This window comes from Paenibacillus sp. FSL H8-0283, from assembly GCF_045040675.1.
Taxonomy (GTDB): Bacteria; Bacillota; Bacilli; order Paenibacillales; family Paenibacillaceae; genus Paenibacillus; species Paenibacillus amylolyticus.
In genome coordinates this window covers 3861829-3888646 of sequence record NZ_CP150295.1, presented here as the reverse complement: position 1 = coordinate 3888646, position 26818 = coordinate 3861829, and the positions used below count along the sequence as shown (strand labels likewise).

The following is a 26818-nucleotide window of genomic DNA, read 5'->3' as shown; positions in this document are numbered from 1 at the left end:
CTTGGGAAGGAAGATGGAATTGATGAAAAATTTGCTCAAAAAGGCAACCGCAATGATGCTGGCATTGGCCCTACTGCTTGGATTAATGACAGCGCCCGTTCATGCAGACACACCATTGTTCACCATCGAAAGCGAAAATGCGCAGCTGACCCCGGATCTTCAAGTGGTTACTTCAATCTATGGGCAACCCAAGCCCGGATTCTCAGGGGCTGGATTTGTCTGGATGCAGAACTCTGGCACATTAACCTTCACAGTGACTGTCCCGGAAACCGGCATGTACGCGATCTCCACACGATATATGCAGGAGCTCAGTGCAGATGGCAGGTCACAAAATTTAATCGTGAATGGTGTTACGAAAGGGGCGTTCATGCTACCTTACACGACAACATGGTCAGACTTCGATTTTGGCTTTCACAAGCTGAATCAGGGTGCCAACACGATTGAGCTGAAGGCTGGCTGGGGCTTCGCGTATTTTGATACTTTTACAGTGGATCATGCTGATCTGGATCCCCTGAATGTGCAGCCAGTTCTCACTGATCCTGAAGCTACACCTGAAACTCAAATTTTGATGAATTATTTAACGGAGGTATACGGAAACAACATTATTTCTGGTCAGCAAGAGATCTACGGAGGAGGGAATGACGGAGATTCGGAGCTTGAATTCGAGTGGATTCATGATCTGACTGGAAAGTATCCGGCTATCCGTGGCTTTGATCTGATGAACTATAATCCGTTGTATGGTTGGGAGGACGGTACAACTGATCGCATGATTGATTGGGTGAATAACCGTGAAGGTATTGCAACCGCTTCCTGGCATATCAATGTACCTCGTAATTTCAATACGTATGAGCTTGGGGACTTTGTGGATTGGAAAGAGGCGACCTACAAGCCAACAGAAACGAATTTTAATACAGCCAATGCGGTAATTCCCGGTACCAAAGAGTATCAATACGTGATGATGACCATCGAGGATCTGGCAGAACAATTGCTGATTTTGCAAGATAACGATGTGCCAGTGCTTTTCCGTCCGTATCATGAAGCAGAAGGCAACGGCGGGCTGAACGGGGAAGGTGCATGGTTCTGGTGGGCTTCGGCAGGCGCAGAAGTGTACAAAGAGCTATGGGATCTGCTGTATACCGAACTGACCGAGACGTATGGCTTGCATAATCTGATCTGGACCTACAACAGCTACGTCTACAGCACTTCTCCTGCCTGGTATCCGGGCGATGATCAGGTAGATCTCGTCGGATATGATAAATACAATACGATCTACAACCGTTATGACGGTTTGTCCGGCGTACCGAATGAAGATGCGATTACCTCGATTTTCTATAAGCTTGTTGAATTGACGAATGGTACCAAAATGGTAGCCATGACGGAGAACGATACGATCCCAAGCGTGAAAAATCTGACAGAGGAGAAATCAGGATGGCTGTACTTCTGTCCTTGGTATGGCGAGCATCTGATGAGTTCTGCTTTTAATTACCCGGCAACATTGAAAACGCTTTATCAAAGTGATTATGTCATTACGTTGGATGAGCTGCCAAATCTAAAGGTTAACAATCCCAACCCCAATGCATCCATCACACCTGGAAACGTTGAATTTGACAAATACACACCCAATCAAAGCGATAAAACCGTAACCGTGAATGCAAACGGCAATACGCTAACTGCTCTCCGGGCAGGCAACAATGCGTTGACCGCAACGACAGACTATACCTTGAACGGAAACACATTGCTGCTGAAAAAATCTTATCTGGCAACCCTGCCAGTTGGTGAGCATTCGATTGTTCTGGATTTTAATCAAGGCCAGGACCCTGTGTTAAAAGTCAAAATTGTGGATTCAACACCGGGTACAAATGCTGTGATTTCTCCTGTGAATGCAACATTTGATAAAGCGACGAATTCAGCACAGGATATTACCGTATCTCTCACCTTAAACGGCCGTCAGCTTACAAGCATCACAAAGGGGGATGATACACTTGTAGCGGGTCAGAATTATACAGCGTCCAGCTCTGCTGTTGTTCTGAACAAATCCTATCTTGCCACGCTTCCGCTGGGCCAGAACGTATTGACCTTTCACTTCAATGGAGGAAATAACGCTGTGTTAACAGTGAATGTGGTAGACAGCACGGTTAATGTGCCAGCAGGGGATTTGACGATTCAAGCTTTTAACGGCAATACAAGTGCATCCACCAACGGCGTCTCACCCAAGTTCAAATTGGTCAACTCAGGCAATTCGGATATTCCGTTGAGTGATGTAAAACTCCGGTATTACTATACAATTGACGGGGAGGAAGCTCAGAGTTTCTGGTCCGACTGGGCCAGTATGGGCAGTGCGAATGTAACGAGCCAATTTGTTAAACTGGCGACTCCAGTTGCCGGAGCCGATCATTATCTTGAAGTGGGCTTTACAAGTGCGGCGGGATCACTGAATGCGGGCCAGAGCGCAGAGATTCAAACACGCTTTTCCAAAAACAATTGGACGAATTACACACAGACTAACGATTACTCGTTCAAGGCATCTGGCAGCCAGTTCGCAAACCATGATAAGGTTACCGGGTATGTGAACGGTCAGCTGGTATGGGGAATTGAGCCGTAAAGGTAGATAGCACGTTTAATGGGCTGGATCAGGGATTGAACCTCTGATCCAGCCTTTTTATGGTGTAGAAGGTGTACACCGATTAGACCGAATGTTCTTTTTCACTTTTAGTATGTGACGATGTATCCATGTCTGTTAATATGCGATCTATTATCCTTTTCGTATGGCCCATAATGAACTGAAGAAGTACACCTGCACAACATACGGTTATCAACGTTCCAAGCCCGATTGGCCCACTTAGCAGAAACGCCAGAATTAAAAATACAAGGTAAATGAATGTTCTCGATACAAATAAGGGCGTTTGAGTGATTTCATGCAAGATTAATGTTAAGCGGTCAATCGGAATGGGTGCAAAATTGGTCTGTAAATAAATCGCCGTGCCGATACTTATGATCACTAAACCAATGAAAAAAGTCATTAATTTGCTGTACCAAACTTCGGGTGTGATCAAGGAATCAGATACATAAAGCCAGATATCAATCCCCACACCAGTAATGAATGCGGTGACGAGTCCCAAAAACTCGGGTTTTTGCTGCTTCAAAAGCGAATTACATCCAATTAATAGGAAAGCAATGATGACCTCCCAGCTACCTACACTTAGCCCTACAAGATGGGACAGCCCTACCAGAAGTGCATCAAACGGTGAGGTACCCAGTTCAGATTGAATGGTAAGGGAAATGCCAAGTGTTAAGATTAGAATACCTGCGACAAAAAGTACATATTTCAAATTCATTCAACCTCTTTTTTTGATATTATGTTGCAAATACAACAAAATTGAGCTAAATTCAATGTAACCCTTTTTTATTGCATTTGCAACAAACGATTAACTTGTTAAAGGAATGTGAATATAGATGACGATTCGTATAGAGATATGTACCATTGAACATGTATGTGAACTGCAGGAGATTAGTTATGAGACGTTTAATGAAACGTTTAAAGCGCAAAATTCACCCGAAAATATGAAAGCTTATCTGGAAAAGGCGTTTAATCGGGAGCAATTAGAAACGGAACTGTCCCTTGCGGATTCACAATTTCTTTTTATTTATGTCAACCACAAAGTGGCAGGGTACATGAAGGTAAATATCAATGATGCTCAGTCTGAGAAGATGGGTGTGGAATCCCTTGAGATCGAGCGAGTGTATATCAAAAAAGAGTTCCAAAAACATGGCCTAGGTAAGGTACTGCTCCATAAAGCCATAGATATGGCAACAGAACAACACAAAACGAATATTTGGTTAGGTGTGTGGGAGAAAAATGAAAATGCCATCGCATTTTATGAAAAGATGGGGTTTGTACAGACAGGAGCTCATGCTTTTTACATGGGAGATGAGAAACAGATTGATTTTATAATGACCAAAACGATACTGTAACGGGATCATCTAGGGAAAAGCTTGGAAGAAAAATGCTATTGAGCAGAATTCTTTTGAGCTTTTTTATGTTTTGCCAGAACCGTTGAATAATAAAATGAAGAAATCGATGAAATTTAATACATAATAAATATTATGTAAACTTATTATTTTCGATGACCTTCATAAGCTGCATCTATGGCTTTAGTAAAAGTTAAAGGCCTGATTAATACATAATTAGCAGTATAATTTTGCTCGATAATCGTGAAGGTAATAGGCTGATCTCAAGGATTATAATTACAGTTTATTAGTTTATTTCTACGTTTGGACAGCCAGTCGAAAATCGTTTTCGTTTGTAGCCTATTAGATAGCGTTATGTTCTTAAAAATCACGATATAAGTTGTATATACCTCATGTTAAAAGAACTTTTTGCGCATGAAACGGACATGTTAAATCACCATGTTGAATTATTTAGTTTTAGAGCGGAAAATGGAAATTAAAATTAATATTTCAGGTGAGAAATCAGGAGGATTGGACTCTTAAAACCAGCCGAAAAAAGGAGCAAAATCGATCAATATATTAATTGGATAAATAAGGTATAAATCGTTAAAAAGGCGCTACTACGCCGATTATAGATCAATTTCATATGGATTTGCGATGGATTTAGTACCGCTTTCACGTTATGCTTTTGGAAATTGGAAAGGAAGTGGGAAAAATGGAACGCGAACTGGCGTTAGAAATTGTCAGAGTAACAGAATTGGCTGCGTTAGCTTCAGCACCCTGGATGGGACGAGGCGACAAGAACAGTGCAGATGAAGCGGCTACTTTGGCCATGCGCGCCATGTTCGATTCCGTGTCTATTCACGGCACGGTGGTAATCGGTGAAGGAGAAATGGATGAAGCACCCATGTTGTACATCGGCGAGGAAGTGGGCAACGCTGAGGGGCCTGAGGTTGACGTGGCTGTAGACCCGCTCGAAGGTACAGAAATCGTGGCCAAAGGACTAAACAACGCTCTATCGGTTATTGCAGTGGCGGGAAAAGGTAACCTGCTCCACGCACCGGACATGTATATGGAGAAACTGGCGGTAGGGCCTGCGCTTGTAGGCAAGGTCAGCATTGAAGACCCGGTTGAAGTCACACTGGAGAAAGCCGCTGCCGCATTGAACAAAAACATCTCAGACCTTACTGTGATGATTCTGGATCGTGTGCGACATGAGAGCACAATTAAGACGCTACGCAAGGTCGGAGTGCGGATCAAGTTCCTCAGTGACGGTGATGTTGCTGGTGCGATGGCACCGGCCTTCCCGGAGGCAGGCATTGATCTGTATGTCGGTTCTGGAGGAGCGCCAGAAGGTGTGCTGGCTGCCGCAGCGCTATCTTGCCTTGGGGGTGAGATTCAAGGTCGTCTGATGCCTGCCAACGCAGACGAATTCCAGCGCTGCTTGCAGATGGGAATTGATAATCCTTACAAAGTGTTAACGATGGAGGATATGATCGGAACAGAGGATGTCATTTTTGCCGCAACAGGTGTGACGCCAGGTGAGATCTTGGGAGGGGTACGATATCTTGCGGATGATCGCGCCGAGACGGATTCGATTGTTATGCGTGCCAAAACCAAAACAATTCGATTCATTCGTTCCCAACACTTCCTGCCTAACAAAGAAGTGCTGCACAAAGTAAGACAGCTCCAATCCACGCCAGAACCCTCGGATCGCATTCCGAGTCATGCGAAAACGATGGAGCAGGCTGAGTTTAGTCAATCCTCCGTTGATCTTGGCGTCACAACGACGTTGTGAGCTGTACTCCCCATAATTGAACAAAAGAGCATGAAGTTAATGAAAGTACCATCTCTGGCAAGATAATAATGAGGGCTGGATTAACCCAAACCCTCATTATTTTTTTGTGTTAAAAGCATTGACAACGGTTACATGACATGAGAAAATGTACGCGCGTACATAAATATTGATTTTTAAACATTATATGATTAATAGGTGAGCTAAAAGGGGGTGAAATTCATGGCATCTCGTAAAGAAGTGGCTGATCTTGCGGGTGTTTCCGAGGCGACGGTCTCCCGGGTGCTTAATGGGGTAGGTCCTATTAAAGAAGAGACACGCCGCAAGGTTCTTGAAGCTTCCGAACAGTTAGGCTATGTGCCCAGCGCTCTTGCTCGCAGTTTTGCCAGAAGTAAAAGCGGGAACCTTGGTGTGGTATTACCTTATGTTCCGAAGGCGCATCTGTTCTCGGCGTATTTTTTCTCGGAAATGCTGAGTGGGATTGGAAGCAAAGCCAGAGACAATAGCATGGACCTGTTGGTTATGTTCCGAACACCCGGTGAAGTAATGAATTATACGGATCTGTTCCGGCGTCAGAAAGTGGACGCTTGCATTATCCTTGGTGCCAGAGATGATCATGAAGAACTGGCGGCCATGCAGCAACTTCATCAGGAAGGACACCCATTCTGTGTCATGAATCAGCATTTTGAGGGCCAATCATTCACGGAAGTGGATGCGGATCATGTGGAAGGAAGCAGGCTTGCCATACGTCATCTGACGGATCAGGGGTATCGCAAAATCGCTTTTCTCAATGGTCCAGACAGCTATTCCAACAGCCAGGAGCGAATGGAAGGCGTTCGTCTTGGCCTGCAAGAAGCAGGTATGGAGCTGGAGCCGAGTCTATTGCTTAAAGGGAATTATAGTAGAAGAAGTGGCATTGAGGCGGCAGCGATTGTAGCAGATCGCCTACATGAGATTGATGCTGTATTTGCGGCCAATGACCGGATGGCCATTGGTGTCATGCATGGTTTACGTGAGCGGGGAATAGGGCCTGCGGATTTTCCTGCATTTGTGGGTTATGACGACTCCGATGCCGCCGAGATGGCGGTTCCGCCGCTGAGCAGCGTCAGGGTTCCATTTTTTGAGATGGGTGAACTTGCAGTATCGAAGCTTATGCATGGGTCTGTGGGTGATACACATGAAGCGAATAACTCTGTTGTAGCGGTACCCAAATCTGCGAGAGCGTTGTTGCCTACCGAACTGATTATCCGTGCTTCTTCTATCCGTCAATAGTTTATTGGTACACATATTGAAAGACTTTTTATTATTCCAAAGGAGGAAATGATCATGTCAAATCGTCTTCGTGTCGGAATGGTTGGATACAAGTTTATGGGGAAGGCCCACAGTAATGCCTATCGCAGTCTGCCGATGTTTTTCCCGTCTGCTCCGTTGCAGCCTGAGATGTCTGTGATCTGTGGACGTAACGAGCAAGGAGTTCAAGAGGCGGCGAATCAGTTCGGCTGGTCCGAAAGTGTGACTGATTGGCGTGAACTAGTGAAGCGGGATGATATCGATCTGATTGATATTAACGCGCCAAGTGATGCCCATAAGGAAATTGCGTTGGAAGCAGCTCGTCAGGGCAAACATCTGTTTTGTGAGAAACCACTGGCCCTGTCGCTTGCAGATTCGCGCGAGATGCTTCAGGCAGCAGAGGATGCTGGAGTCGCACATATGGTCGGGTTCAACTACCGTTTCTCACCAGCGGTGCAATTAGCGAAGGATCTGGTGGAGAGCGGACGACTGGGTAAGATCTATCATTTCCGTGCTTTTTTCTTGCAGGACTGGATCATGGATCCTTCGTTCCCGCTGGTATGGCGTTTACAAAAAGAAGTGGCTGGCTCCGGTTCCCATGGGGATCTGGGCGCGCACTTAATCGATCTGGCTCGTTTCCTTGTTGGTGAATTTCAGGAAGTCATCGGCATGAGCGAAACCTTCATCAAAGAAAGACCACTTGCAGCAGAGATGACCGGGCTGAGTGCAAAGGGCAGTTCGAATGCGGATGCACCGAAAGGAGAAGTGACCGTCGACGACGCTACGTTGTTCCTGGCAAGATTCGCAGGAGGTGCGCTGGGCAGCTTCGAGGCTACACGTTTTGCAGCGGGGCATCGCAGTACGAACTCGTTTGAGATTAACGGCAGTCTCGGCAGTGTACGATTTGATTTTGAGCGGATGAACGAACTGGAAGTGTATTTCACAAAGGATGAAGAGGACGTACAGGGATTCCGCCGTGTACTGGCAACCGATCCGGCACATAAATATGCTGAAGCTTGGTGGCCTGCTGGACATACGATTGGATTTGAGCACACGTTCACCCATGAAATGCTGGAGCTGGTGACAGCGATCTCTGAAGGACGCCAACCATCACCGAGTTTCCACGATGGGGTCGCTTGTCAGGCTGTACTGGAAGCGGTAGAACGTTCGGTAACAGAACGGCGATGGGTGACGCTTGAAGAGATGTGAGCAAGCAAGACAGTGACGTCAGAAATAAGGTTGAACACATAAAACTAGGCGAAAGCGAGTGAATAAACGATGAGTAAAGCACTGATTGTATGGGGCGGCTGGGATGGACATGAACCGGAGCAGGTAGCAGCGATTTTTGAGCGTATTTTGAAGGAAGAACAGTTTGAGGTTGAGGTCTCAAATACGTTGGAGTCTTATGCGGATGCAGAGAAGCTGCTGGGTCTGGATCTGATTGTGCCTTTGTGGACAATGGGACAGATTGAGCAAGAACTCGTCAATAACGTATCAGCGGCTGTTCAGAGCGGTGTGGGCTTGGCTGGTCTTCATGGCGGGATGTGTGATGCCTTCCGAAATAACGTAGACTGGCAGTTTATGACGGGTGGACAATGGGTTGCCCATCCAGGTAACGATGGTGTGGAGTATATGGTGAACATGAAGCGTGGCTCTAGCCCGTTATTGGATCATATTGAAGATTTTCAGGTGAAAAGTGAACAGTACTACCTGCACGTAGACCCGGCAGTGGAAGTGCTGGCAACAACTCGTTTCCCAGTGGTAACTGGTCCGCATGCAGCGAATGGGCCCGTAGATATGCCTGTTGTCTGGACGAAACGCTGGGGCGCAGGACGGGTATTCTACAACTCCCTGGGACATCATGCAGACATTGTAGACATGAAACCCGTGACTGAAATGATGCGCAGTGGGTTCAAATGGACAGCAGCAGGCAAAGAACTTGCCAAGAGTCGAGTAAGTTCAGCAACCGAAGTGTACACAGGTATGGCGGACAACCAGAACTAATGAGATTGTAGTTGGATTGCAAACGTAACTTCAGTGTTAACCATTCATCCTCAATGGATAAACCATTTCTGATCCACGGCGAAGGGAGCCCCAGGTATGAAAACAATGAAAGTAGGCATTATTGGCTGCGGTAAAATCAGCGGTATTTATATGGAAAACTGTAACCGGTTCGAGGTGCTGGAACTTGTTGCTGTTGCGGATCTCGACCGGAAACGTGCCGAGGAGCAGGCAGCAGCCTATAACGTGCCTAACGTATACAGCGTCGACGAAATCTTGGCTGATCCCGAGATTGAGCTGATCATCAACCTGACGATTCCTTCCGTTCATGCGAATGTATGCTTGCGGGCGCTTGAATCTGGCAAACATGTTTATGTAGAAAAACCGCTCGCGGTTACCCGTGAAGAAGGGCAGGCCGTGCTCGAAACAGCGAAGCGTAAAGGATTGCTCGTGGGTTGTGCACCAGAAACGTTCTTTGGTTCAGGCATCCAGACTTCACTTCAATTGGTGGAGGAAGGGGTAATCGGCAAGCCGGTGGCGGCGACCGCATTTATGATGAGTCGTGGTCATGAGCACTGGCACCCAGATCCGGAGTTTTATTACGCGTCAGGCGGTGGGCCAATGTTTGACATGGGTCCGTACTACCTCACCGCATTGGTCCAACTAATGGGCCCGATCAAGTCAATTGCAGGCATGACGGGTAAAGCCATGGAAGAACGGACGATTACGAGTGAGAAAAAGAGAGGTCAGACGGTTCCCGTCGAAATTCCAACTCACGTTACCGGTCTGTTACAGTTTGAACAGGGAGCCATTGGCACACTGATTACAAGTTTTGACGTATTTGGCGGAAGTGCATTGCCACCGATTGAGATATATGGCACGCACGGTACATTGCAGGTACCTGACCCCAACACCTTTGGTGGTCCGGTTCGTTATCGCTTGCTGGGTGAACATGAATGGACGGAAGTTCCGCTCCTCCCAGGATATCAGGAAAATACACGCGGCATCGGTGTGGCAGATATGGCCTATGCAGCACATAGTGGACGTGCACACCGTGCGAGTGGGGAACTGGCATACCACGTACTTGAGGCCATGTGGGCATTCCACGATTCATCAGATGAACAGACGTTCTACCAGATGAAAAGCTCGTGTCAGCGCCCGGCTGCATTGCCGGTGGATCTGCCATTGTATACATTGGATAAATAAGATAGCCATTATGACTTATATCATGATAAACAGCCCCTTTTCTTTCGAACAAGGAAAGGGGCTGTTTTTTATTAAATCAAAAAAATCTGGGAATAACAGCGATCGGAATGTTGTTCTGTCATTGGAGTGTCCAGTGTAAATATTCTTTAGTCCAACTTATATATCCATTTAGGGCTCAAATCCCGCCTGACTGATCCAGATCTCATCCTCGGCAAAATAGTCTTTCATCCGCTGAACTACAGTCTGATACGCATCTGGATGATACCAATGCTCCATCCCCACTTGCTGATAGAGCGACTCCATGCCGAGTCGCCGGGTTCGCTTGCCCTCGCTGCCATCACCCATGAAATAATCGTCAATGCATACACGCTGAACCAGAGGTCTCAAGATGGCAGCAAACTGTTCACTGCTGGGTAATACGGGAGCAATCGCAACCTGCGTTGGTATTCCGGCATCCCGCAACTGTTCCAGTGCACGTAATCGGCCTGCAATTGGGGGAGCGGAAGGACTGAAATGCTTCCGCATATCGTCCAGATCTGTCTCCACCGTCATACTGACCCGAACCCGGTCACCTAACTGTTGTAACAGATCTATATCCCGGGTAACGAGTGGACTGCGGGTCTGGACTAATACAAAATCGGGTGGATGCTGTAACATGGTTTCAAGCAATGAACGCGTGATACACTCCTTGTATTCGGCGGGTTGATACGGGTCGGTACTGGATGACATGAACAGAGTGACTTTCCCTTTGGTCTGGGCACGCTGCAACTCTTTGGCGAACACCCGGGAGGCCTCTTGTTTTACATCCACCCAGCTCCCCCAATCCTCTTTACGAAATAGGGAGACAGGCATCTGTCTGACATAACAATAAGAACAACCGAAGGCGCAGCCTGTGTAAGGATTCAGTGTATGTGTATAGCCATTAAGGAACCCTGTCCCCTTGTTGAGTAACGTTTTGGGTACTTTGTAAGTAAGATTTGTCTTCATAAGTTCTCATGCCTTTCGCGGTAGTGTGCAGGTGTGAGACCTGTGTGTTTGCGAAATACAGTAATGAAATAAGCTGAGTTAGGTATACCGACATGGCGGCCAATATCGGTGACGGTAAGTCCGGTATGTTCAAGCAACTTCCGGGCTTCGGTAATTCGTTTATCCTGAATATATTGAACCGGTGTGCGGCCTGTAATCCGCTTGAACACACGATGCAGATGATAAGGACTGCCATGACTTACAGTGGCAAGGACATCCAAGGTTAGAGGTTCGGCGTAATGATGTTCGATGTAATCCGTGATCCCGTATATCCACTCCTGATCAGGTACCCGCTCGCCTGTAGGTTTACAACGTTTGCAGGGTCTGAACTTTCGTGCCAATGCTTCTTCAACATGTTGAAATATCAGCACATTTTCAGCTTTGGGTGCTCTGGACTTACAGGAAGGTCGGCAAAAGATACCCGTTGTCTGCACACCGTAAAAGAACGTTCCATCATAAGAATTATCGTTGTGGATGATGGCGTGCCAGTATTTTTCATCTATAGATTCGGGCAGTATGCGATCTTGATCTCGACTTTCCACGGTGATCACCTCATCTCTAATTATACCCTTGATTCGAAGGGATTGACGAAGTTCTAACTTAAAAAGCAAGATATCAATATTTGGGGATATGGCCCCTTCCTTCAATCTGAACGAAATATGAGCTACAATATACAGGATGGAAGTGGTTTATATCTCAAATGAAATTTATAGATGAAAGAGGTAGGTAAGCATGGTTCGTTTTGGCGTAGTGGGTACCAACTGGATTACAGAAAGGCTTCTTGAAGCCGCAGCACAGGTTGAAGGATTCAAATTAACCGCTGTGTATTCCAGAACTGAAGATAAGGCTAATGCATTCGCAGATAAATATGATGTTGAACACCGATTCACCGATCTGGAAGAGTTGGCGGCAAGTGATGTGATTGATGCAGTCTACATTGCAACACCAAATACGGTTCATGCAGAGCAGGCTGAGCTTTTTCTGAGAAACGGTAAACATGTATTGTGCGAGAAACCTCTGGCTGCAAATAGCGCCGAAGTTCGGAGCATGATCGATACAGCACGAGAACACGAGGTTCTGCTCATGGAAGCGATGAAATCGACCCTTGTTCCCCAGTTCAAAATGGTGCAGAAGAGCCTGCATAAAATCGGTCCTGTCCGCAAATACGTAGCAGGATACTCTCAGTATTCTTCGCGTTACGACAAGTACAAAGAGGGGATTGTCCTGAACGCGTTCAAGCCTGAACTCGCTAATGGGGCGTTAATGGATCTCGGTGTGTATTGTCTCTATCCATTGATTACGTTGTTCGGTGCACCTAACCGGGTTCAATCCCAAGCGATGATGCTGGAATCTGGCGTGGATGGACAAGGTAGTGTGCTGCTGGACTATGATGGGATGGATGCGGTCGTTACATACTCCAAAATCTCCAACTCTCATCTACCAAGCGAAATCATGGGTGAGCTGGGCAGCATCATCATTGACAAGATTGGCTCACCGGAACATGCAGAGATACGTTACAATGACGGTACGGTGGAGCAGCTCACAGTCGAACAAAACCATCCGGCGATGTATTATGAAGTGGAGGAGTTCGTGAATCTGGTTGAGCAGGGCCAAAAAGAGTCTGACATGAACACGTATGAACGCTCTTATGTGACGATGCAAGTCATGGATCAGATTCGGAAGCAGATTGGGCTTGTGTTCCCCAACGATTGATTCAAGCGCAGGAAAGGAAGCTGAGACGAGATGAGCAGAGATGAGCAGAGCAACAGTAAAGAAGTGCAGAAGAACAGTAGAGAAGATCAGCAGTCCAATGATTCTGGAGGTTTGGAACTGAAACAGATCGTTTTCATAGGAAGAACCTTCGAAGAATATATGAAGATGTTCAACCTGACGGTGGACGAGATTAATGGCAAGTCTATTCTGGATTGTCCAGGTGGAGCATGTTCGTTCAGTAGCCAGGCGCGCAAGTTGGGTGCTGATCCCGTGGCCGTGGATATTGCCTACGAATACGAGATCGACGAGCTTGAAGTAAAGGGATTTCAGGACATTGAGCATACGATGAAACAGATGGAACCCGTGCAAGGGATATATGTGTGGGATCAATTTGGATCAATCCAGGGGTTAAAGGAAGAACGAACTCGTGCCATCACAGATTGCATCGCAGATATGAGAATGTTTCCTGACCGTTATGTGGCGTCTGTGCTCCCGGATCTACCCTTTGCAGATGAACAATTCGATCTGACGTTATCCGCCCATTTCCTGTTTACTTATGCGGATCGATTGGATGTTGATTTTCATGTTGCAACCATAATGGAGTTGCTGCGTGTGACCAAACAAGAGGTTCGCATTTTTCCAACAGTGGATCTGTCTGGTGAACGTTACAAACACATGGATGCTTTAAAATTAATACTCGAAGAGCGTGGGTGCACGGTATCCGAAGAACCAACTTCATATGAGTTTCAACGGAATGCTCACACCATGCTTCAAATTGTTAAACATAATTGAACATGATAGGAGGTTTTTTGGATGAATAAAGTACTTATACTTGGGGGTACACGTTTTTTTGGCAAACGTCTTGTGGATCACTTGCTGTGGGAAGGGAAGTCTCAGATCACAGTCGCAACTCGTGGTAAAACGGATGTTGACTTCGGACCCGAAGTAAACCGAATCAAGATGGATCGTGAAGACCCGGAATCTCTGGCAGAGGTTGCGCAGACAGACATGTGGGATGTTGTGTACGATAATATCTGTTATTCCCCAGATGCGGCGAAAGCGGCATGTGAATCTTTTGCAGGGCGCACCAAAAGATACGTTCTGACATCCACACTCTCGGTGTACGGTGATCCCAGACCTGGATTTAAGGAAACGGATTTTGACCCGTATACATATCCATTGCAGTATGGAAGTGCAGAGGATTTTTCGTATGGAGAAGGCAAACGGCTTGCGGAGGCTGTATTTTTCCAGGAAGCTGATTTCCCGGTTGTGGCGATGCGCATTCCCATTGTACTCGGGATTGATGATTATACGAGAAGACTTCATTTTCATATTGAACATGTGCAAAAAGGAAAACCGATCGGTATGCCAAATCCGGATGCGGAGATTGGATTTATCAATTCCACCGAAGCGGCAAGATTTCTCGCTTGGCTTGGACATTCGTCCATTACCGGTCCGGTGAATGCAGCTTCCAAGGGTGCGATTACGCTGTCAGCCATGATACATCTGATCGAGACGGTCACGGGCATGCAGTCCCAGATCCTCACGGAAACGGTGAAAGAGGACATGTCACCCTTCGGAATTGAGCAATCATGGACGATGGAGACGACCAAAGCTGAACAAGCGGGATATACGTTCGAACCTCTGATGGACTGGTTCCCGGGACTCGTTCGTGAGGTCGCTCTTGCATTACAGTCGGAGCGGTAGAAATATCGGTCCGGATGGAACCAAAATGAATTCGACGAGCCTTAGTGAAACAGACGAACCAAACGGCTCGAATGACGGATTATTTCAGCGAATGAACATCCAACAGGGTGCAACCAGAGCGTAATCTCCGGTGCACCCTGTTTATGTTGTACATTTTTACGAATTTGAACGGGACCTAATTTAGATAAGTGGGACTAATCTTTTACACGATATTATTTAGTCAACTCACGCGCTTAACTCTATTTTTGCTCACGTGGAGCAGTAGCTGAAGCCCGTATGCGCAGTTCTGACGGTAGAATGACGGTTTGGGCTTCGGAAGGGGACTTACCCTCAATTCGGTCAATCAGCATCTGTACGCCCTGAAACCCAAATTCATATGCTGGCTGTGCAGCTACAGTCAGGAAAGGATCGAAGGCAGAAGCCAGATCCAGATCGTCGAAACACACAACAGAAATGTCTTCTGGTACACGTAGTCCCCGTTTGCGCAAAAGCCGAATGACCCCAATCGCCAGCATGTTGTTGGCTGCAAAAATGGCTGTTGGTTGATTTGGTTGAGAGAGTAGTCGATCGAGTCCCTCTACATCACTGAAATCCCGGTACCCGGTTCGAAGCACAAGCTCGGGATCAATATCAGCTCCGGCCTCTCGTAAACCCGCTATATAACCTTCCTCCCGCAGTCTGGCGGTAGAAACCTCCGAAGAACCATTGACCAGTGCAATGCGCCGGTGCCCCAATTGCACCAGATATCGGATCAGAGCAATCGCGCCTTCCCGGCTATCTCCAGCAATGATATCTGACGTAATGCCAGGTACGGTGCGGTCCAGAAAAACAAACGGAATGTGACGTTCCTGCAGCTGTTTCAGATGTTGGAGAGAACGATCTCCCGCTGGGGCAAAGAGTACACCATCCACACGAGTAGACAGAATCGCATCTACATAATCCTTTTCCTTTTTGTAATCCTCGTCACTATTGCCGAATAAAAGACGGTACCCACGAAGATGGGCTGCATCTTCAGCACCACGCGCCAGTGTTGTATAAAAAGGGTTGGTAATATCCGTAATAAGCAGGGAGAGCATCTGGGTTCGTTGAAGCACAAGGCTACGTGCATTGGAGTTCGGGATGTAACCCAGTTCGTCGATCACCTGTTGCACACGTTCACGTGTCGCGGAACTTATACGGCCTGTATGATTAATGACCTTGGAGACCGTCATGGCGGAGACGTTGGCTTTTTTGGCAATATCGTAAATGGTAATCATTAGAATCTAACCTTTCCGCAACATAGTCTTACCATTCTATAGGATAATGTCAATTGACAGCAAGATAGGCTCGTGCTATGTTAGGGTTACCGATAACCCTAAAGGGTTCTGAACGTCTTTACTACATAAACCATTTCGTTGAATTCGCTCATGCACGTTCCATTTTCTTGAATAGAGGAACTACATACATAGCTAATTAATGAAATGGTTTATTGTTATTTTTTAAATATGTAAACGTATTCAAACTAAAATAAGGCTCTTGGTAATCTGTGTATGCAGCTCTTGCGTGCCACCCGGGTATCGGTTGTATTTCCGTCATTATTTCATTCCAATCAATGCATATGGATCAGACAGAAAGGCTACTCAATTCAACCCAAATTCTATGAAACGAATTGAAGGAGGACATTCCAGTATGACACATCAGGATTATCGTTATAAGCAGGCTTTTCCCAAGATTGGTATTCGTCCCACGATTGATGGAAGACGCAAAGGTGTTCGGGAGTCACTGGAAGAACAAACGATGCGGATGGCGACATCTGTTGCGGAACTGCTTGCAGCTGAACTGCGTTATCCTGACGGCTCCGCTGTGGAGTGTGTTGTGGCCGAGACCTGTATTGGCGGAGTGGCTGAAGCGGCCGCAGCATCAGAACTATTCAGCCGTTCCAACGTTGGCGTAACAATCACCGTGACACCATGCTGGTGTTATGGTACGGAAACGATGGATATGTCACCATCCACTCCAACAGCCATCTGGGGTTTTAACGGAACTGAACGTCCGGGTGCAGTCTATCTGGCAGCGGTACTTTCTGCTCATGCACAGAAGGGGATTCCTGCCTTTGGAATCTATGGAGAAGATGTTCAAGACGGCGGGGATACAACAATTCCCGAGGACGTGCGTGAGAAATTGCTCCGGTTCAGCCGCGCGGGTCTTGCAGCCGCGACCTTGAAAGGGCAAGCGTATCTGTCCATTGGATCGGTATCCATGGGGATTGCAGGTTCGATTGTGAACGATTCATTTTTCCAAGAGTATCTGGGCATGAGGAACGAATATGTGGATATGAGCGAATTGACTCGTCGTATCGAAGAAGAAATCTATGACCCCGAGGAGTATAAGCTCGCACTGGCCTGGGTGAAGGAGAATTGTAACGAAGGTCCGGACAACAACGCTGCCCATCTGCAAACGGATCGCAAACGCAAAGAGTACGAATGGGAAACCGTTGTGAAAATGACCCAAATCGTGCGTGACTTGATGGCTGGCAATCCAAGATTGGCAGAGCTTGGTTTTACAGAGGAATCGATGGGTCATCACGCGATTGTATCCGGCTTCCAGGGACAACGGCAGTGGACGGATCATTCTCCGAACGGAGATTTTCTCGAGTCGATATTGAATTCTTCCTTTGACTGGAATGGCAAACGTGCGCCTTATCTGGTTGCAACGGAAAATGACAGCCTGAACGGTGTATCGATGTTATTCGGTTCGTTGCTCACACATACGGCTCAGATCTTCGCTGATGTGCGTACGTATTGGAGTCCGGATTCGGTACAACGTGTGACGGGACATCAGTTGGAAGGAAATGCGAAGGACGGCATTCTGCATCTGATCAACTCTGGTTCGGCAGCCTTGGATGGCACTGGACAACAGTCCAGAGATGGTAAGCCTGTACTCAAGCCATTCTGGGAAATTACAGATGAGGAAGTTCAGGACTGCCTGAAAGCAACATCCTGGAGACCGGCATCGGTAGAATACTTCCGCGGAGGCGGCTATTCAGCGGATTTCCTGACCAAGGGTGGCATGCCTGTAACGATGACACGTCTGAATCTGGTCAAAGGACTGGGTCCAGTGCTGCAAATCGCTCAGGGTTACACGGTTGATCTGCCTGAAGATGTGCATGATACGCTGGATCAGCGGACAGATCCAACCTGGCCATCCACCTGGTTTGCACCTGTTCTAACCGGATCAGGAGCGTTTACTTCCGTATACGAAGTCATGAATCAATGGGGCGCCAACCATGGCTCCATCTCGTATGGACACATCGGTGCTGATCTGATTACGCTGGCTTCCATGCTTCGCATTCCGGTAAACATGCACAATGTCCCAGAATCGGAGATTTTCCGTCCGCGTGCATGGGGATTGTTCGGCACAAGTGAGCCGGAGAGTGCAGACTACCGTGCTTGCAGTGTGTTTGGCCCGTTGTATCGTTAAAATAAAGTTCCATTCCTGTCAACGCCATGTTCCTTGTGAGATGAGGTAACATGGCTTTCTCTTGAAAGCTGTGCTCAGAACTCGAATACGGCTTATCGCGAAGAGTTAAGGAGGCTTGAAAGAATGGGCAATCAAGCAACACATGTGCTTGCTGCCGATTACGGTGCCGGTAGTGGACGCGTAGTCCGGGGTTCTTTTGATGGAAACAGACTCTCGTTACAAGAAGTGCATCGATTCAACAACGAACCCGTGCAACTGGGGGATGGACTGTATTGGGATTTCTTGCGACTTTTTCATGAATTAAAACAAGGCATTGTGAAAGGGACGCAAGGCGTCTCTCCATCGGTCCGTTCTATAGCAGTGGATACGTGGGGAGTGGACTATGGACTGGTGGATGGTGCGGGAAGGTTGTGCTCGAACCCACGTCACTATCGGGAAGCACGCAACGCACAGTGGATGGAAGAAGTTCTGCACATGGTGAAAGATGAAGAACTGTATGCCATGTCCGGCGTTTTGCCGCAGCAGATCAATACAGTATTTCAACTACTAGGCAGTGTACGAGAGCAGGCCGAAGGTTTGCGTCCGGATGTGCGCATGTTATTTATGCCGGATTTATTTCACTATTATCTATCCGGTCAGCAGGCTTGTGAGTATACGATTGCAAGTACCAGCGGGCTGTTGCATGCAGGCGAGGCGCGTTGGAATGAACATCTGATCGGGCGTCTCGGTATACCGGAAACATTATTTCCAAAGCTCGTTCAACCGGGTACCTTGCTGGGCGATCTAACAAATGAGTTGTGCGCCGAGTTACGGACTGGACCGATGCAGGTAGTCTCTGTGGGCTCACATGATACGGCATCTGCCTTGGCAGCGATTCCTGCGATGAATTCGGATTTTGCTTTTATCAGCTGTGGTACTTGGTCTCTTATGGGTGTGGAGCGTGATACACCTGTATTGGATAACCGAAGTCGTGCATTGGGATTTACCAATGAAGGGACGGTAAGTGGAAAAGTACGCACCCTGAAAAATCGTTCAGGCTTGTGGCTGCTACAGGAATGCAAACGGCAATGGGAGCGGGAGAATCAACTTTTTACACATGAAGAACTGATTCAACTGGCTACCTTGGCAACACCACATCAAAGTTATGTATCGCCGGGAGATGGCGTATATTTGGCCCCAGGGAATATGGCTGAACGAATACGGCAACAATGCAGTCTCACCGGACAGACTGTGCCTGAAACGACTGGAGCGATTGTGCGCTGCATTCTGGAAAGTCTTGCACTGGAATTCAGACAGACGCTGGATGAACTGCAGTTGGTTACAGGTACAAGACTTCATGTCATTCATATGGTTGGTGGTGGTGTACACAATCGACTATTATGCCAGTTTACAGCCAATGCAGCCGGTGTCCCGGTGGTGGCAGGCCCGGCAGAGGCGACTTCAGCCGGGAATTGCATGCTGCAATTCCTTGCGCATGGAGAAGTGAGTAGCTTGGCCGAGGTACGGGAGGTCATGGCTGCTTCCTTTTCCCCCGAGACCTATAAGCCTGAGGATACAGAGCTGTGGCAGGAAGCTTATGAAAACTACCAAAGTCTGAATCAAATCAAAAGGTAATGAACAGATTCAATGCAATGAGCATGGACGCAAAATGCTAAAAAGAAAAGTATGAGGAGTGGTAAGCAACATGTCTGAACAGCAAGTAAGGGAAGAGTTAACGAAGTATGCCCGGAGAGCAGTTGCTCAAGGACTGGTAGTCGGACCTGGTGGGAATCTGAGCGCTCGCTCTGGGGGAACGATGTTGTTGTCTCCGAGTGGTTATGCACTTGAAGACCTGGAACCGGACGAGTGGATTGCTATTGATATCGAAACAGGGGCAACTAGCGCGGGAGCAACACGCCCTTCTTCCGAAGTATTGATGCATCTGTACAGCTATCGTGTGAATCCTGATATCCAAGCCATTGTGCATACGCATCCGGCATATACGATTGCACTTAGTCTCGTTTTCGATGAATTGCCACACTTGTTCCCTGATCAGTCGGCATTGGTGGGCGATATCGGATTCGTTCCATATGTTCTGCCAACGACGAAACTACTTGCCGATGCAGTCTCAGCAAAGGTAGAAGAACATACGGCACTCATTCTCGTCAATCACGGATTGGTCACAACGGGTAAAAACCTCCGCGAAGCCTATTATCGCACCCAGGTGGTGGAAGAAAGCGCGAAGGTATATATGATCGCCAAGGCAGCGGGGGAACCCAAAGTGTTAACTGCTGAAGAATATAAGGAAATTCAATCCCTTGAAAGTGAAGCCTACCGTGTGCAGTTATTGCAACAACTCAAGTCCTGATACCTGATTTGAATATTAATGATTACATTTGTGATGTTAAAAGATTGCTACGTTAAGGGCAGATTGCATTCTCCAGATAAACGCTGGAATAAAGGATGTAAACTGCTCTTTTTTAATTTTGAATTTGAATTGAAAAGGCGCACAGTATAGCTGAGGGAATAATTCGCACTATTTTGATGAGAATTGTTGAAATTGTGATGTCTGCAAGGTATACTAACGTTAATCATCAGTGAGTAACAACTACGAAGAAGATTAAAAAAACAATTAAGTATCTAAGAGGGGTGAGATCAGTGGGTCCTGAGCTAAACGAAATGGAGTTGGAATACGAACTGTTAAAGCAGCTTCGAGACGCTAATGCTCCCATCGGGGCCAGTACGTTGGTTCATACTTTGGGCAAAACGTATGGTCTGAGTCAGGCAACCATCGGAAGAAGACTTATGGAGATGGATGTTGAAGGTTTTACAGTTCTGGAAGGTCGCAAGGGAAGAACTTTGACCGAACAGGGTCTGGATCGAATGAAGACGTTGGAAAAAGATTTGCAGCAACAAAGCGTGAACTCACAGTTAATTCAGATGCTGAACCATTCCGGGGAAAAGGCTCTGCTGGATGTTCTCGTTGCCAGAAGGGCACTTGAGCGGGAGATCGCTTCCCTGGCAGCACAACGTGCCTCGAAAGAATACATAGTACTGTTGCAAGCATCGATTGCCAACCAGCATGAATTGCTTTCCAAGAATATTATACCATACGAGGAGGACCGGGAGTTTCACAGATTGCTGGCTTATGCTGCGCAAAACCAAATTCTTCTGCATGCGGTTGAACTGGTATGGGAGACAAGCCGCGATTTTCTGGAAACAGCGTATATTCGCCGGAGAGTAGGAAGTGAATTAGTTGTGGATCATCAGCAGATTCTGGATGCTATTGTAGCGGGCTCTCCGGAGCAGGCTGAAGCGGCAATGGTGAATCATATCAACCAAATGATCGATGATGTCAAACGTTATTTCGCCATGCAAAACCAATAACATTCCTTAGAAACAGACCCGGTGATAAAGGAGTTGAGCTTGTGGACACAATCTACCGTTTAGGCATAGATATCGGAGGTACTTTCACGGATGCGCTGGTGATGGACCATCAGGGCAGGGTGATTGCGGCGCTGAAGACGCCATCGATTGCAGTAGCTCCGGAACAGGCGATTTTTAACGCACTTGATCAGTTGAAGGCGAGTGGCGTGAATATTCATGAGATTGATCTGTTTGTGCATGGAACAACGCTTGGCGTCAACACGTTGATTGAGCGAAATGGCGCAGTTACAGGTCTGCTGGTCACTAAAGGATTCCGTGACATTCTTGAAATCCGCCGGTTGCGACTTGAGGATACAACCAATCTGTATGGTGACAAGACCGATGCTCTGGTACCGAGACATCGCGTTAAGGAAGTCGATGAACGGGTCATTGCGAGTGGAGGCATACTCCAGCCACTGAATGAGGAACAACTGTTGCAATCGGTGGATGAGCTGGTGGAGGATGGCGTTACCGCTTTGGCGATTAGTTTTTTACATGCTTATGTGAATCCTGCTCATGAGCAGCTTGCAGAAGATCTGATCAGGGAACGTTATCCGCAACTGTTCATCTGCCGAAGCAGCGCCATCTGGCCACAACAGCGTGAGTTCGAACGAACACTCGCAACGGCCATGAACGCTTATGTAGGTGAACGGATGGGGTCTTACTTCCTGCGTCTGCAAGAAGGGATTCAGGCATACGGCCTCAAAGCCAACTTGCTGTCGACCATGTCCAACGGTGGAATTATGACGGCTGCCAGAGCGGCTAATGAGCCGGTACGTACGCTTCTGTCCGGGCCTGCTTCCGGTGTAATGGCCGCGACCCATATTGCTGAACGAGCGGGCATTCATCAGGTCATCACATTTGACATGGGTGGGACAAGCGTTGATGTCGCCCTTATTGACAAAGAACCGAGTTATTCTTCTGAGAACAAGGTTGGAGATTTTCCTGTCATCATTCCCGCTGTTGATGTAACGGCTATAGGAGCAGGTGGTGGTTCAATTGCTTGGCTTGATTCCGTAGGCGTACTCAAGGTTGGACCGCGCAGCGCGGGAGCCAATCCCGGTCCGGCATGTTATCAGCGCGGGGGAGAAGAGCCGACAACCACAGATGCCTATCTACAGCTCGGTATCCTGCATGCTGACCATTTCCTTGGCGGACAAATGCGTCTGTATCCAGAACTTGCAGAGCGTACTCTGGGCAATCTGGGAGAGAAGCTTGGACTGAATGCCGAACAGACTGCGCAAGCCATTCTTGATGTGGCAACTGCCAATATGTACGCCCAGTTTTCTCCCCTCATGGCTCGCAAGGGTGTTGATCCCCGCGATTTTACGCTGCTCGCATATGGTGGAGCCGGCCCGATGCATGCTTTTCTGATGGCACGTGAGGTAGGTATCGGCAGAGTGCTGATCCCGCCATCTCCGGGAACACTGTGTGCCATGGGCTGCACGGTTGCCAATCTCCGCAATGATTTCGTTCATACGTTACACAAAAGCACTCAGACTCTGGAGTGTGGTGAATTAAGCTCTCTTTTTGCTGAATTGGAAAACCTGGGACGTAGCTGGGTCGATGAGGAAGCCCGTGGTGGTGTCAAGCTGGACAATATTTATTGCCTGTACAGTGCGGATATGCGATATGAGGGACAGGCCTTTGATATAGAGGTCACGCTGACATTGGAAGAAATTCAAGATCCCAAGAAGGCAGGGATTAAATTCCATACATCTTACCAAAACGTGTTTGGCATTAGTCAGCCAGAGGCAGAGGTCATGTTTGTAAGTCTCAGAGCAACCATTGTTGGTGTTTTACCTACCCATAACACGGTAGATCCGGCAAATTTGCCATTTGATGAGAGTGTAGCGGAAGAAAGGCTCATCACCTTTGACCATGTACAGCAGATTGCCAAGGTACTGAAAAGGGGACAAATTCCATCGGTGGATGCCCCCATCCCCGGGCCCATTATTGTGGAGGAATATGATACAACGATCTTTATTCCGCCAGGATATAAGGTATACCGGGATGTGCATGGGAACGTGATTGGGGAGGTGGAAGCATGATCGGCGACAAGGTCTTTCTTGAGATTTTTAACAACCGAATTCAAGCTGCCGTGGAAGAAATGGCAAATGTTGTTCTGCGCACAGGATTCACCGCTTTTGTCAAAGAAACTGGCGATTTTGGAACCTACCTCTTATCTCCATCCGGGGAAACGTTCGGATCGCCGCTGGAGACGGGTTACAATCTGTCCCTGGGCATCCCTGCTGCTGCGACCATTAACAGTATAGAAGACTGGAAAGAAGGGGATCTCGTCATATGTAATGATCCTTATTCCACCAAAGGCATGGTCACACACCTTCCAGACATTCATCTCATCAAGCCTTATTTTCACGAAGGGCGAATCATTGCTTACGGCATGTGCTTTGTCCATTCATCCGATGTGGGCGGCAAGGTACCGGGGAGCGTATCTCCCAGCGCCTACGATATTCATATGGAAGGCATTCGAATTGCACCAGTCAAGCTGTATGAAGCTGGTGTTCTCAACGAGCAGATCCTGCGAATGTTTATGGACAACAGCCGAATTCCGGAGCAAAATCTCGGTGATCTCAAAGCGCTTATGGCTGCATTGAATCGGGGAGAGCAACGGCTTGAGGAACTCATTGCACGATATGGCGTGGGAAAAATCCAGCAGGGCATCGAACATTTGCTGGAATATGCCGAGCTGAAGGCACGTGTTATCGTGCAAGATATCCCGGACGGTTCCTATGACTTCTGGGACTATCTGGAGAAAGGACCAGGGGGATATCCTATTCGGTTGCGTTGCAAGATGACGATTGCAGGTAGTGACATTCATCTGGACTTTAGCGGCACCGATCCTCAGGTTAGGGCTTCATTCAACATTCCTACCCACAACCAACAGGGCCATTACATGCTGGTGCCCGCACTCATTCGTTATTTCCGTACGCTCGATCCGACCATTCCTTGGAATTCGGGCATGATTCGTATGGTGCGAAATTACGCGCCGCCTGCTTCCGTACTAAACCCGGAGCCGATGGCAGCAGTTGGGGCACGTGCTGCGACCTTTATCCGGCTGATGGACGTTATCACGGGAGCACTGGGGAAAGCTCAGGGCAGTATGGTTCCCGCGGCAGGAGCTGGACAAGCCTGCATCGTCATGATGGCGATGACAGATGCATCCGATGGCAAGAAAAAGGTGGGCGTAATTCAGCCGATCTGCGGAGGTTCGGGAGCTAGGCCGATGAAAGACGGCATTGATGGCATGGATTTTGCGGTCGGTCATCTTCGGAATATTCCTGCGGAAACGGTGGAATCCGAGATGCCTGTGTTGATTGAGCATTATGGTCTTCGTGCTGACTCGGCGGGTGCAGGAACCTTCCGTGGCGGAAGCGGAATTGATTTATGTGTCAGAATTCTAACACCGGATACCGTGATGACGGCCAGAAACATGGAGCGTATGGAGTTCCAGCCCTGGGGCAGGCTCGGTGGTGGCGTAGGTTCACATGGAGAAGCGATTCTTAATGCTGGACGTGCAAGTGAGCATCATCTGGGAAGAATTGATGAGCTGCTGCTTCAACCTGGAGAAACGGTTACGTTCCTGTCGCAAGGCGGAGGCGGATATGGTGATCCACTTGAACGTGAACCACGCCTAGTTCTGGAGGATGTAAGAAGTGGGCTGGTATCCCCGGAGAAAGCTCTTGAGTTATATGGTGTTGTGATTGACGGCCTGGAGCTGAACGAGAGCGATACCGAACAAATGCGAGCCAAGCGACCACGGCAGCAGGAGGAATTCGCCTTTGGCAAGGCGCGGGAGCAATTTGAAGACATATGGAGCGATGAGATGCAGGTAACACTGAATCAGGCCTTGCTGAATGCTCCGCTTGCACTAAGAGACTACCTGAAGCGTCAGACCATGGGCGTTGTAGAGGAGAAGTATAAGGATTCCCTATCTGTAGATCCACGGGAGATATCCGACATTATGGAAGGTTTACGCCAGCAAATAGGGTTGCATTGATCAAGTGTATGGAGACTATCTAGTTCTGTCTTATCGGTAAAACCAACTACATGGATGGGGGAATTTGCATGTTCAAATCCAACAAAAAACGCTTTCTCAGCCTCGCCTCTCTGACACTGGCCGGTACATTGGTGCTTTCCGCCTGCGGTGGAGCAGGCAGCTCAAGTAATACTGCCGGAGAGAGCGACTCTTCAGGAGCAAGCGGAGACAAAGTTAAGCTGACGATGTTTATCTGGGCTGGCTCCAATCAGGATGTCGTTCCGAAAGAAGTGGTTGCCGAGTATGTGAAAGAACATCCCAACGTTGAAGTCACCTTTGAGGAATCCTCCAATTCGGTAATGTACCCCAAGATGGTCGCAGGCAAGCAGGCTGATGCCAACAATCCGATTGTTAACTTCGGTTACTTCAATGCAGATGCGACGGCAAAAGGCTTGAATGATGACATGTGGGAGCCACTGGATACCAGCATCGTGACCAATATTAAGGATATTCCCGAGTCCTTCCACAAGCCAGACAATAAAGGTGTGGTCTGGGGCGTTTCGAGCTTCGCCCTGGTATATAACAAAGATCTGGTGAAAACGCCACCTACCAGCTGGAACGATCTATGGGATAACGAGGAGTTCAAAGGAAAAACTGCGCTCTGGGACTACATGTTCTATTCATATATCTCCCCACTTATTGCTACCAAAGGTCAAGAGATTGGCGCATCCTATGAAAATCCCGAGCCAGCCTTCCAGTTCTGGGCAGATCGCAGTGACCAGATTGGCACATTGGTTTCATCCAATGATCAGCTGAAGGCACTGCTGGAGTCAGGTGATGCGCTCATTGCCCCATTCAGTGCACAGGTTGCACAGACATGGATTGATGGTGGTTCTCCACTTGCTGTAACGTATCCGAGTGAAGGTGCCATCTCCTTCCCGTACACACTTCAGGTAGTGAAGGGCTCAACACCTGAGCAAGCACGTGTTGCAAATGAAATTATTAACGAGTTGTTGAGCGCCGAGGCGCTGTCACAATATGCAGAAGCAACGGGTACGCCGGTAACCAGTACGACAGCTGCAGTTCCGGACAAGTACAAGGATGATCCTTCATTCTCCGTCGAAACGCAAAGTAACGGCATTAATCCAGACTGGGATGTGCTTGCACAGAACAGTTCTTCTTGGAAAGAACTATGGGATCGACTCGTGAAAACAAAGCTTCAATAAAAGGATTGTTGCCAGGTACACTACGATTCCGGGTCTTGTTAT

Annotated in this window: 21 protein-coding genes; 17 read left to right on the top strand and 4 right to left on the bottom strand. The window is 47.8% G+C overall.

Going from position 1 to position 26818, the window contains the following annotated elements:
* The first annotated feature begins 22 nt into the window (after window positions 1-22).
* A complete protein-coding gene (locus MHI52_RS17360; protein ID WP_405157339.1) occupies window positions 23-2602 on the top strand; it encodes a X2-like carbohydrate binding domain-containing protein in 2580 nt (859 codons plus the stop codon).
* A gap of 82 nt (window positions 2603-2684) precedes the next feature.
* Here the strand turns inward: MHI52_RS17360 and MHI52_RS17355 are convergent, their stop codons facing one another.
* Window positions 2685-3329, bottom strand: coding sequence for a YitT family protein (locus MHI52_RS17355; RefSeq protein WP_405159398.1), 645 nt, complete (start codon window positions 3327-3329; stop codon window positions 2685-2687).
* Window positions 3330-3453: 124 nt separating this feature from the next.
* On the opposite strand from MHI52_RS17355, the gene MHI52_RS17350 reads away from it, so the two are divergent.
* The 6 genes from MHI52_RS17350 to MHI52_RS17325 all read left to right on the top strand — a co-directional run bounded on the left by MHI52_RS17350 (window position 3454) and on the right by MHI52_RS17325 (window position 10240).
* Window positions 3454-3972 carry a GNAT family N-acetyltransferase gene (locus MHI52_RS17350; RefSeq protein WP_405157338.1) on the top strand — a complete coding sequence of 173 codons (519 nt, stop codon included), beginning with the start codon at window positions 3454-3456 and terminating at the stop codon, window positions 3970-3972.
* A gap of 691 nt (window positions 3973-4663) precedes the next feature.
* The gene (gene glpX / locus MHI52_RS17345) at window positions 4664-5746 is read left to right on the top strand and encodes a class II fructose-bisphosphatase (protein WP_405159397.1); all 1083 of its coding nucleotides are present in this window, start codon (window positions 4664-4666) and stop codon (window positions 5744-5746) included.
* Between the two features lie 219 nt (window positions 5747-5965).
* Window positions 5966-7015, top strand: a complete 1050-nt coding sequence (locus tag MHI52_RS17340) for a LacI family DNA-binding transcriptional regulator (protein ID WP_253508997.1) — start codon at window positions 5966-5968, stop codon at window positions 7013-7015.
* 54 nt (window positions 7016-7069) lie between these two features.
* Entirely contained in the window at window positions 7070-8242 is a 1173-nt protein-coding gene (locus tag MHI52_RS17335; RefSeq protein WP_036613779.1) for a Gfo/Idh/MocA family protein, read from the top strand.
* Window positions 8243-8311: 69 nt separating this feature from the next.
* Entirely contained in the window at window positions 8312-9037 is a 726-nt protein-coding gene (locus MHI52_RS17330; RefSeq protein WP_036613781.1) for a ThuA domain-containing protein, read from the top strand.
* A 96-nt stretch (window positions 9038-9133) separates the two neighbouring features.
* The gene (locus tag MHI52_RS17325; protein WP_036613782.1) at window positions 9134-10240 is read left to right on the top strand and encodes a Gfo/Idh/MocA family protein; all 1107 of its coding nucleotides are present in this window, start codon (window positions 9134-9136) and stop codon (window positions 10238-10240) included.
* 168 nt (window positions 10241-10408) lie between these two features.
* Here the strand turns inward: MHI52_RS17325 and MHI52_RS17320 are convergent, their stop codons facing one another.
* Together MHI52_RS17320 and MHI52_RS17315 are read right to left on the bottom strand one after the other, a co-directional pair.
* Window positions 10409-11227 (bottom strand): radical SAM protein, encoded by an 819-nt coding sequence (locus tag MHI52_RS17320; RefSeq protein ID WP_036613783.1) that lies wholly within the window; start codon window positions 11225-11227, stop codon window positions 10409-10411.
* A complete protein-coding gene (locus MHI52_RS17315) occupies window positions 11224-11808 on the bottom strand; it encodes a bifunctional transcriptional activator/DNA repair enzyme AdaA (protein ID WP_200868514.1) in 585 nt (194 codons plus the stop codon). The genes MHI52_RS17320 and MHI52_RS17315 overlap by 4 nt, the downstream gene beginning before the upstream one ends.
* A gap of 190 nt (window positions 11809-11998) precedes the next feature.
* Here MHI52_RS17315 and MHI52_RS17310 point away from each other — a divergent pair, with 190 nt between their 5' ends.
* From MHI52_RS17310 to MHI52_RS17300, 3 genes are read left to right on the top strand one after another with little or no spacing between them, the layout of a single operon-like run.
* Entirely contained in the window at window positions 11999-12979 is a 981-nt protein-coding gene (locus MHI52_RS17310; RefSeq protein ID WP_036613784.1) for a Gfo/Idh/MocA family protein, read from the top strand.
* 30 nt (window positions 12980-13009) lie between these two features.
* Window positions 13010-13771 (top strand): SAM-dependent methyltransferase, encoded by a 762-nt coding sequence (locus MHI52_RS17305; RefSeq protein ID WP_405157337.1) that lies wholly within the window; start codon window positions 13010-13012, stop codon window positions 13769-13771.
* Window positions 13772-13792: 21 nt separating this feature from the next.
* Window positions 13793-14686: an NAD-dependent epimerase/dehydratase family protein gene (locus MHI52_RS17300; RefSeq protein WP_036613785.1), complete on the top strand. Its 894-nt coding sequence runs from the start codon at window positions 13793-13795 to the stop codon at window positions 14684-14686.
* 239 nt (window positions 14687-14925) lie between these two features.
* On the opposite strand, the gene MHI52_RS17295 is transcribed toward MHI52_RS17300, so the two are convergent.
* Window positions 14926-15942, bottom strand: coding sequence for a LacI family DNA-binding transcriptional regulator (locus MHI52_RS17295; RefSeq protein ID WP_340982340.1), 1017 nt, complete (start codon window positions 15940-15942; stop codon window positions 14926-14928).
* Between the two features lie 412 nt (window positions 15943-16354).
* Here MHI52_RS17295 and MHI52_RS17290 point away from each other — a divergent pair, with 412 nt between their 5' ends.
* From MHI52_RS17290 to MHI52_RS17260, 7 genes are all read left to right on the top strand, one after another.
* Entirely contained in the window at window positions 16355-18145 is a 1791-nt protein-coding gene (locus MHI52_RS17290; RefSeq protein ID WP_405157336.1) for an L-fucose isomerase, read from the top strand.
* 123 nt (window positions 18146-18268) lie between these two features.
* Window positions 18269-19759, top strand: coding sequence for a rhamnulokinase family protein (locus MHI52_RS17285; RefSeq protein ID WP_405157335.1), 1491 nt, complete (start codon window positions 18269-18271; stop codon window positions 19757-19759).
* A gap of 70 nt (window positions 19760-19829) precedes the next feature.
* Window positions 19830-20492, top strand: coding sequence for a class II aldolase/adducin family protein (locus MHI52_RS17280; RefSeq protein ID WP_340030517.1), 663 nt, complete (start codon window positions 19830-19832; stop codon window positions 20490-20492).
* Between the two features lie 281 nt (window positions 20493-20773).
* Window positions 20774-21511 (top strand): FCD domain-containing protein, encoded by a 738-nt coding sequence (locus MHI52_RS17275; protein ID WP_405157334.1) that lies wholly within the window; start codon window positions 20774-20776, stop codon window positions 21509-21511.
* A 41-nt stretch (window positions 21512-21552) separates the two neighbouring features.
* A complete protein-coding gene (locus tag MHI52_RS17270) occupies window positions 21553-23601 on the top strand; it encodes a hydantoinase/oxoprolinase family protein (protein ID WP_340386501.1) in 2049 nt (682 codons plus the stop codon).
* On the top strand, window positions 23598-25571 hold the full coding sequence (locus MHI52_RS17265; protein ID WP_340982345.1) for a hydantoinase B/oxoprolinase family protein: 1974 nt from the start codon (window positions 23598-23600) through the stop codon (window positions 25569-25571). The genes MHI52_RS17270 and MHI52_RS17265 overlap by 4 nt, the downstream gene beginning before the upstream one ends.
* Before the next feature lie 68 nt (window positions 25572-25639).
* Window positions 25640-26776 (top strand): extracellular solute-binding protein, encoded by a 1137-nt coding sequence (locus MHI52_RS17260; protein ID WP_315372046.1) that lies wholly within the window; start codon window positions 25640-25642, stop codon window positions 26774-26776.
* Window positions 26777-26818 lie beyond the last annotated feature (42 nt).

Excerpts from the sequence above, each read along its gene's own strand:
- glpX (WP_405159397.1), top strand. The coding sequence starts at position 4,664 with ATGGAACGCGAACTGGCGTTAGAAATTGTCAGAGTAACAGAATTGGCT.
- MHI52_RS17285 (WP_405157335.1), top strand. The coding sequence starts at position 18,269 with ATGGGCAATCAAGCAACACATGTGCTTGCTGCCGATTACGGTGCCGGT.
- MHI52_RS17300 (WP_036613785.1), top strand. The coding sequence starts at position 13,793 with ATGAATAAAGTACTTATACTTGGGGGTACACGTTTTTTTGGCAAACGT.
- MHI52_RS17325 (WP_036613782.1), top strand. The coding sequence starts at position 9,134 with ATGAAAACAATGAAAGTAGGCATTATTGGCTGCGGTAAAATCAGCGGT.
- MHI52_RS17350 (WP_405157338.1), top strand. The coding sequence starts at position 3,454 with ATGACGATTCGTATAGAGATATGTACCATTGAACATGTATGTGAACTG.
- MHI52_RS17305 (WP_405157337.1), top strand. The coding sequence starts at position 13,010 with ATGAGCAGAGATGAGCAGAGCAACAGTAAAGAAGTGCAGAAGAACAGT.
- MHI52_RS17340 (WP_253508997.1), top strand. The coding sequence starts at position 5,966 with ATGGCATCTCGTAAAGAAGTGGCTGATCTTGCGGGTGTTTCCGAGGCG.
- MHI52_RS17280 (WP_340030517.1), top strand. The coding sequence starts at position 19,830 with ATGTCTGAACAGCAAGTAAGGGAAGAGTTAACGAAGTATGCCCGGAGA.
- MHI52_RS17265 (WP_340982345.1), top strand. The coding sequence starts at position 23,598 with ATGATCGGCGACAAGGTCTTTCTTGAGATTTTTAACAACCGAATTCAA.
- MHI52_RS17260 (WP_315372046.1), top strand. The coding sequence starts at position 25,640 with ATGTTCAAATCCAACAAAAAACGCTTTCTCAGCCTCGCCTCTCTGACA.
- MHI52_RS17290 (WP_405157336.1), top strand. The coding sequence starts at position 16,355 with ATGACACATCAGGATTATCGTTATAAGCAGGCTTTTCCCAAGATTGGT.
- MHI52_RS17295 (WP_340982340.1), bottom strand. The coding sequence starts at position 15,942 with ATGATTACCATTTACGATATTGCCAAAAAAGCCAACGTCTCCGCCATG.
- MHI52_RS17320 (WP_036613783.1), bottom strand. The coding sequence starts at position 11,227 with ATGAAGACAAATCTTACTTACAAAGTACCCAAAACGTTACTCAACAAG.
- MHI52_RS17335 (WP_036613779.1), top strand. The coding sequence starts at position 7,070 with ATGTCAAATCGTCTTCGTGTCGGAATGGTTGGATACAAGTTTATGGGG.
- MHI52_RS17330 (WP_036613781.1), top strand. The coding sequence starts at position 8,312 with ATGAGTAAAGCACTGATTGTATGGGGCGGCTGGGATGGACATGAACCG.
- MHI52_RS17360 (WP_405157339.1), top strand. The coding sequence starts at position 23 with ATGAAAAATTTGCTCAAAAAGGCAACCGCAATGATGCTGGCATTGGCC.
- MHI52_RS17310 (WP_036613784.1), top strand. The coding sequence starts at position 11,999 with ATGGTTCGTTTTGGCGTAGTGGGTACCAACTGGATTACAGAAAGGCTT.